Raw genomic sequence first — 6,230 nt, 5'->3', positions numbered from 1 at the left:
CGTCCCGCGGGGCGCTGCGGGCGACCCGCACGACCCGCGCGCCCGCCGCGGTGAACGCCGCGCAGACGTGCCGGCCGAGGAAGCCGGTGCCGCCGAGCACGACGACGGGGGACGGGGCCGCCGCGCCGGCGGGTCCGCCCCGGGCACCGCCCGGCTCCGCCGTCACGCGCTGCCCTTCAGGTAGAGCGCCTGCCAGAAGTAGCTCCACGGGTACCCGCGCTCGTCGGCGACGCAGTCCCAGCCGGCGCCCGGCAGGTACGCGGCGATGTAGTCGGGCACCGCGGCCGCGACGGCCTCGGCGTCGAAGACGTCCAGCACCTTGCGCAGCGGCCCCGTCCGCAGCGCGAGCTGCACGGCCTCCTCGCCCTTGTGGTGCCCGTCCAGCTTCTTGTCCAGGAACTTCCCGACGGGGTTCTTCACGTAGAAGCCGGTGCACGTCTGGTCGATCAGGTCGAGGTACTCGCGGACCGTGTCCGGCAGCATCTCGGTGAAGGAGTGGATGTTGACGCAGAGGTCGAAGCCCGCGGACCGCACGACCTCGTCGACGTCCTCCACGTCCACGAAGCGGATCTTGGCGAACTGCTCGGCGTCCAGGACCTCGCCGAGATACTTGCCGCTGAGACGCAGCGTGTTCGTGAGGTCGACGATCCAGTACTCGGCGACGTCGTAGTTCGACAGGACGGCGTGGCAGGTGCGCCCGTACCCCGCCCCGATCTCCAGGACGCGGGCGCCGTCCAGGTCGAGCCGCCGTTCGATGAACCCGAGCTCCAGCACGGCCTGCAGGTAGTCCAGGCAGACGCTCTGCCCGCCGACGCGCACCGTGAGCGGGTCGCCGAGGTCCCGGTTGCGGATCCTGCCGAGCCGCGCCCGGTCGTCGTCGCCGAGTCCCTCGGCGAGGTTGTGGACCAGCGTCTTGAGGTAGCGGATCCCGTTCGCCTCGGGGCTCCACAGCGCGAGGTTGTAGTTGCGGTGATCGGATTTGAAGTTGGCGAGGTCGACGGCCGCCTCTTCGGTCACCCAGTTCTGCTGGATTCTCTCCCATTGCGGACTGGCCTGAAGATTGCGCGCCATCTCGTATCTCCCTTTTTCGGCCGCTGAACGAAGCTCAGGGTCTCCGACCCCGCTAAAGGCGACCTAAACCAGGGACCGGCCCATTCAGGGACGGCGTGCCATGATCGGCGCGCGGCCGATCTCGCTACGGGAGGACGGGCCGTGCCGGGGCTCCGCGGGCGGGCCGAACCCGGTCGCGCCGAGCGGCTCCACGGCCTGCTCGCGGTGCGCGTGCGCGGCGGCCGAACGCCCTGCGACCCCGCCGGGCGGCTCCGCGGACGCGCCGTCGCCACCGGTTTTCCTCGCCTCGGCCTGCGCGTTCACCGCCGGCTCCTTTTTTGCCTCACATACGAAACATTCACCGCTGGCCATGGGGTATCGCAACCCCTCATCCCCCCTGTCCCTCCCCCCTACGGACAACAGCGTGAGAGAGCGACGAGAACGGTCGCCGGCGAGTTTCGGGAGATCGGCGGTCCGGATCGTCCGCGGACGGCGAATCGCGGCGGCCGGACTCGCCGCCCCGGTGACCGGCGGCGCGCGCGGTGAGCGCGCCGGCGGGGTCCGGTCCCCGGTCCCGCGCGGCTCCCGGTTCGCCTCGGGCCCCGGAGCCTCAGCTATACCTAGGGACAGTTTGTTGTACAGCGCTATAGCCAGCTATACGCGCGTGTGGTACGGTCCCCTTACGTACGGTGACAACGGGGGGTGCGCATGACCAGACCGGACCGGGAGGCGGGACCGGCGTTCGAGGACCTGACGGCTCGCGCGCGGATCAGGGAGGCGGCGCTGAGGCACTTCGCCGAGCACGGGTTCGCGCGGGCGACGATCAGGGAGATCGCCCGGACCGCCGGAGTGTCCCCCGGGCTGGTGCGGCACCACTTCGGCTCCAAGGAGTCCCTGCGGCAGGCGTGCGACGACTACGCGCTGGACCAGCTCCGCCGGTTCAACGACCAGATCGTCACCGAGGGCGGGTTCCACGACTCCGACACGACCGCCGAGGCGTGGCGCTCGCTGCAGCAGCCGAACCAGCTGTACCTGGCCCGCGCCCTGATCGACGACTCCGCCACCGCCACGTCCCTGTTCGACGAGATGGTGAAGATCACCGAGCAGTCGCTGGTGCTCGCCGACCGGCAGCGGACCGACCCGGCGGTCGTGGACCGGCGGCTGCGGGCCACGCTGATGGTCGCCATGGCCCTCGGCATCCCGGCCTTCTACCGCCATGTGTCCCGACTCCTCGACATCGACCTGTTCACCACCGAGGGCGAACGCCAGGTCGCCCTCGCCATGCTCGACATCCACTCCCACAGCGTGATCAGCCCGGAGCTCGCCGCGACCCTGCGGGAGGGCTTCGCCAAGCCCCGGTACGACCCTTCCCCCGGAGAGCGCTGAGCCGGGGACCCCCACAGCGAGAACAGGAGCATCGGCATGAGTGACGCCATCTCGATCACGGGACTGGTCAAGAAGTTCGGGCCGACGACCGCCTTGAACGGCCTCGGCCTCTCGGTCCGCACCGGTGAGGTCCACGGGTTCCTCGGCCCGAACGGCGCGGGCAAGACGACCACCATCCGGGTGCTGCTCGGCATCCTGCGCGCCGACGCCGGGCAGGTGAGGCTGCTCGGCGGCGACCCCTGGCGGGACGCCACCGAGCTGCACCGCCGGCTGGCCTACGTGCCCGGCGACGTCAACCTGTGGCCCAGCCTGTCCGGCGGGGAGGTCATCGACCTGCTCGGCCGGCTGCGCGGCGGCATCAAGCCCGCGCGCAAGGCCGAGCTGCTGGAACGTTTCCAGCTCAACCCCAAGAAGAAGACGCGCACCTACTCCAAGGGCAACCGGCAGAAGGTGGCGCTGGTGGCGGCGCTGGCCTCCGACGTGGAGCTGCTGCTGCTGGACGAGCCGACCTCCGGCCTCGACCCGCTGATGGAGGAGACCTTCCGCGAGTCCATCGCCGAGGAGCGCCGCGCGGGCCGCACCGTCCTGCTGTCCAGCCACATCCTGTCCGAGGTCGAGGCCCTGTGCGACCGGGTGAGCATCGTCCGCGAGGGCCGGACGGTCGAGTCCGGCACGCTCGCCGAGATGCGCCACCTCACCCGCACCACCATCGACGCCGAGCTGAAGCACCCGCCCTCGGGCCTCGCCGAGCTGCCCGGCCTGCACGATCTGAAGATCGAGGGCACCCGGGTGCGCTGCGAGGTCGACACCGACAGCCTGGACGAGACGCTGCGCCGGCTCACCGGCGCGGGCGTCCGCAACCTGGTCAGCCAGCCGCCGACCCTGGAGGAGCTGTTCCTGCGGCACTACGCGACCGACGGCGGCGAGGTCCGCGCGAACGGCGCGGAGGTGGTCCGATGAGTCCCCTGACCGGCACCGGGAAGCTGATCCGGCTCATCCTGCGCCGCGACCGCTGGCTGATGCCCGCGTGGATGGTGTGGGTCGCGCTGATCCCGGTCAGCTTCGTCTCCTCCTACCGGGACCTCTACCCCACCGCCGCGGACCGGCTGAAGTACGCCGCGACCAGTGGGACGAACCCGACCTTCCTCGCGATGTACGGGCCGCTCCCCGACACCAGCCTGGGCGGGATCGTGGCCCAGCGCGTCGGCATCATCCCGGTCGCGGTGGGGCTGGTCGCCTTACTGACCGTCATCCGGCACACCCGCACCGACGAGCAGGCGGGCCGGCGCGAGATGCTCGCCGCGACCGTGGTCGGGCGGCACGCCGGGCTCGCCGCGGCGCTGATCGTGACGATGACCGCGAACCTGCTGGTCGCGCTGCTGGTCGGGCTCGGCCTGAGCAACGACCTGCCGGCCGGCGGCGCGTTCGCGATCGGGCTCGGCTTCGCCGCCGCGGGCTGCGCGTTCGCCGCGATCGGCGGGGTGGCCGCGCAGCTCACCGAGAACGCGGGCAGCGCCCGCGGCATCGCGATCGGCGCGCTCGGCGGGTTCTTCCTGATCCGGCTCGCCGCCGACACCGGCGGCTCGGACAACGCGCTGTCGTGGCTGTCGTGGCTGTCGCCGCTCGGCTGGGTGACCCGGCTCAGCCCGTTCGCGCACGACCGGTTCTGGGTCCTCGCGCTCGCCGCGGCCTTCACCGCGGTGGCCGTCTGGGCGGCCTTCGCGCTGTCCGCCCGGCGCGACATCGGCCTCGGCATCCTCCCCGCCCGGCTCGGCCCGGCGGAGGCCTCGCCCGGCCTGCGCACCCCGCTGGCCCTCGCCTGGCGGCTGCACCGCGGCCTGCTGCTCGGCTGGCTGATCGCGTTCGTCGTGCTCGGCGGGATCTTCGGCGGCATCGCCGAGGGCGTCGGCGACCTCATGAAGGACAACGACACGCTGCGCGACATGTTCGCCCGCATCGGCGGCCAGAAGGGCCTGATCGACACCTACCTCGCCTCGGTGATGGGCACGGTCGGGCTGGTCGCCTCGGCGTACGCGATCCAGGCCGCGCTGCGGCTGCGCGCCGAGGAGGAGGTGCTGCGCGCCGAGTACCTGCTGGCCACCTCGGTGAGCCGCACCAAGTGGGTGGTCAGCCACCTGGTCTTCTCCGCCCTCGGCCCGGTCGCGGCGCTGGCGGTCGCGGGCCTGACGGCGGGGCTGGTGCACGGCGCGAACACGGGCGACATCGGCCACCAGGTGCCGCGCGTCCTCGGCGGCGCCATGATCCAGCTCCCCGCGGTATGGGTACTGAGCGGCCTGACGCTCGCGCTGTTCGGGCTGCTCCCCCGGATCGCGGTCGCGGCCTGGGGCGCGCTGGCCCTGTTCTTCATGCTGGGCCAGTTCGGTGAGGCGCTGCAGCTCGACCAGAGCCTGCTGGACCTCTCCCCGTTCACGCACGTGCCGCGGACCCCGGGCGGCGACGTCTCGGTGACGCCGCTCGCGTGGCTGCTGGCCATCGCGCTCGCCCTGACCGCCGCCGGTCTCGCCGGAGTCCGGCGCAGAGACGTCGGCGCGGCGTAACCGCCGCGACGGCGCCGGGCCTGTTCCCCGCCCGGTCGCGCGCTCAACCTGCCGGCCTAACCCCACCGGCGGGTTGAGCGCGCTCGCCGTCTCCGGGGCCGGGCCGCGTCCCGCCCCCGGGCCGGGCCGGCGGCCCGGCTCAGCGCGCGGGTGCGGCGAGGTCGTCGGCGAGCAGCTCGATGACCTCCGCGCTCCGCTCCACGAGGTAGAAGTGCCCGCCGGGGAAGACCCTCAGGTCGAACGGGCCCGTGGCGTGCTCGCTCCACGCCTTCGCCTCGTCCATCGTCACCTTGGGGTCGGCGTCGCCGACGAGCACCACGACCGGGCAGGACAGCGGCGGCCCCGGCACGTGGCGGTAGGTCTCGATGGCCCGATAGTCGCTCTTGATCGCGGGCAGGATCATCTCGATCGTCTCGGGGTCGCCGAGCAGGCTGGAGTCGGTGCCGCTGAGCCGCCGCAGCTCCGCGACGACCGCCGCGTCGGCCATCGTGTGAACGGACTCCTCGCGGTGCCGGGACGGCGCCCGCCGCCCCGAGACGTACAGCCGGGCCAGCGGGTCCGCGCCCTCGCGTTCGAGCCGCCGCGCCACCTCGTAGGCGAGCACGGCGCCCATGCTGTGCCCGAAGAACGCCAGCGGGCCGCCGGCCAGCGGGCGCACCGCGGGCAGGATCGCGTCCGCGAGCTCCGCGATGTCGCCGATGTTGGGCTCGGCGCGCCGGTCCTGCCGGCCCGGGTACTGGACGGCGTGCACCTCGACGGCCGGGGACAGCCGCGCGGAGACCGGGAAGAAAAAGCTGGCCGAACCGCCCGCGTGCGGAAAGCAGACGAGCCGGACGGCGCTTTCGGGAGCCCGGTGAAAACACCGCACCCACAGGGCCGGGTCAGTGGAAGGGGATCGTTTCATCACGCTGGAGCCTTTCCCTCTCGCATCGTCCGCTTATCCGCACAGCATCCATCAACGCAAGCGTCCGTGGATACCCGTAAGGCTCCCCTAACGTTCCGGCGGCGGGCCGCCGGAACAATGCTTTAGCGCACCTTTAGTAATCGCGCTGACGATGGTGCCGCCCCGACGGCACCGACGAAGCAGTGGAGTGGACATGAGCGTGCGGGAACCAGGCCAGGACGCGGCACCGAGCGAGCGGCGGCGCGACCCCGGCCGGACGTGGACCCGGCGGGTTCCCCTCGGCCTCGCCGGCGGGGCGCTGGTCCTGGCGGTGCCCGCCGCGGCGCTCGCCG

General features: G+C 72.5%; 7 protein-coding genes. 3 read left to right on the top strand and 4 right to left on the bottom strand.

Annotated features, from left to right (window positions below):
- The 3 genes from E1291_RS45290 to E1291_RS37930 form a co-directional block, all read right to left on the bottom strand.
- Positions 1 to 100: NAD-dependent epimerase/dehydratase family protein (locus E1291_RS45290; RefSeq protein WP_370771110.1), on the bottom strand; the 100-nt coding region annotated here is incomplete at its 3' end.
- A gap of 62 nt (positions 101 to 162) precedes the next feature.
- Positions 163 to 1,071, bottom strand: coding sequence for a putative sugar O-methyltransferase (locus E1291_RS37935; protein ID WP_131742873.1), 909 nt, complete (start codon positions 1,069 to 1,071; stop codon positions 163 to 165).
- 84 nt (positions 1,072 to 1,155) lie between these two features.
- Positions 1,156 to 1,374 carry a hypothetical protein gene (locus E1291_RS37930; protein WP_131742872.1) on the bottom strand — a complete coding sequence of 73 codons (219 nt, stop codon included), beginning with the start codon at positions 1,372 to 1,374 and terminating at the stop codon, positions 1,156 to 1,158.
- A gap of 384 nt (positions 1,375 to 1,758) precedes the next feature.
- Here E1291_RS37930 and E1291_RS37925 point away from each other — a divergent pair, with 384 nt between their 5' ends.
- From E1291_RS37925 to E1291_RS37915, 3 genes are read left to right on the top strand one after another with little or no spacing between them, the layout of a single operon-like run.
- A complete protein-coding gene (locus E1291_RS37925; protein ID WP_131742871.1) occupies positions 1,759 to 2,436 on the top strand; it encodes a TetR/AcrR family transcriptional regulator in 678 nt (225 codons plus the stop codon).
- 36 nt (positions 2,437 to 2,472) lie between these two features.
- A complete protein-coding gene (locus tag E1291_RS37920; RefSeq protein WP_131742870.1) occupies positions 2,473 to 3,396 on the top strand; it encodes an ABC transporter ATP-binding protein in 924 nt (307 codons plus the stop codon).
- Positions 3,393 to 4,994 (top strand): ABC transporter permease, encoded by a 1,602-nt coding sequence (locus E1291_RS37915; protein ID WP_131742869.1) that lies wholly within the window; start codon positions 3,393 to 3,395, stop codon positions 4,992 to 4,994. Before E1291_RS37920 ends, E1291_RS37915 begins: the two co-directional genes overlap by 4 nt.
- A gap of 139 nt (positions 4,995 to 5,133) precedes the next feature.
- Here the strand turns inward: E1291_RS37915 and E1291_RS37910 are convergent, their stop codons facing one another.
- The gene (locus tag E1291_RS37910) at positions 5,134 to 5,898 is read right to left on the bottom strand and encodes a thioesterase II family protein (RefSeq protein ID WP_131742868.1); all 765 of its coding nucleotides are present in this window, start codon (positions 5,896 to 5,898) and stop codon (positions 5,134 to 5,136) included.
- Positions 5,899 to 6,230 lie beyond the last annotated feature (332 nt).

The sequence above is a fragment of the Actinomadura roseirufa genome (genome assembly GCF_900659635.1).
In the GTDB taxonomy this organism is placed as follows: domain Bacteria; phylum Actinomycetota; class Actinomycetes; order Streptosporangiales; family Streptosporangiaceae; genus Spirillospora; species Spirillospora roseirufa.
The sequence above is the reverse complement of the archived record's forward strand: the minus strand, read 5'-3'. Positions and strand labels throughout refer to the sequence as shown.

Excerpts from the sequence above, each read along its gene's own strand:
- E1291_RS37920 (WP_131742870.1), top strand. The coding sequence starts at position 2,473 with ATGAGTGACGCCATCTCGATCACGGGACTGGTCAAGAAGTTCGGGCCG.
- E1291_RS37910 (WP_131742868.1), bottom strand. The coding sequence starts at position 5,898 with ATGAAACGATCCCCTTCCACTGACCCGGCCCTGTGGGTGCGGTGTTTT.
- E1291_RS37935 (WP_131742873.1), bottom strand. The coding sequence starts at position 1,071 with ATGGCGCGCAATCTTCAGGCCAGTCCGCAATGGGAGAGAATCCAGCAG.
- E1291_RS37925 (WP_131742871.1), top strand. The coding sequence starts at position 1,759 with ATGACCAGACCGGACCGGGAGGCGGGACCGGCGTTCGAGGACCTGACG.
- E1291_RS37915 (WP_131742869.1), top strand. The coding sequence starts at position 3,393 with ATGAGTCCCCTGACCGGCACCGGGAAGCTGATCCGGCTCATCCTGCGC.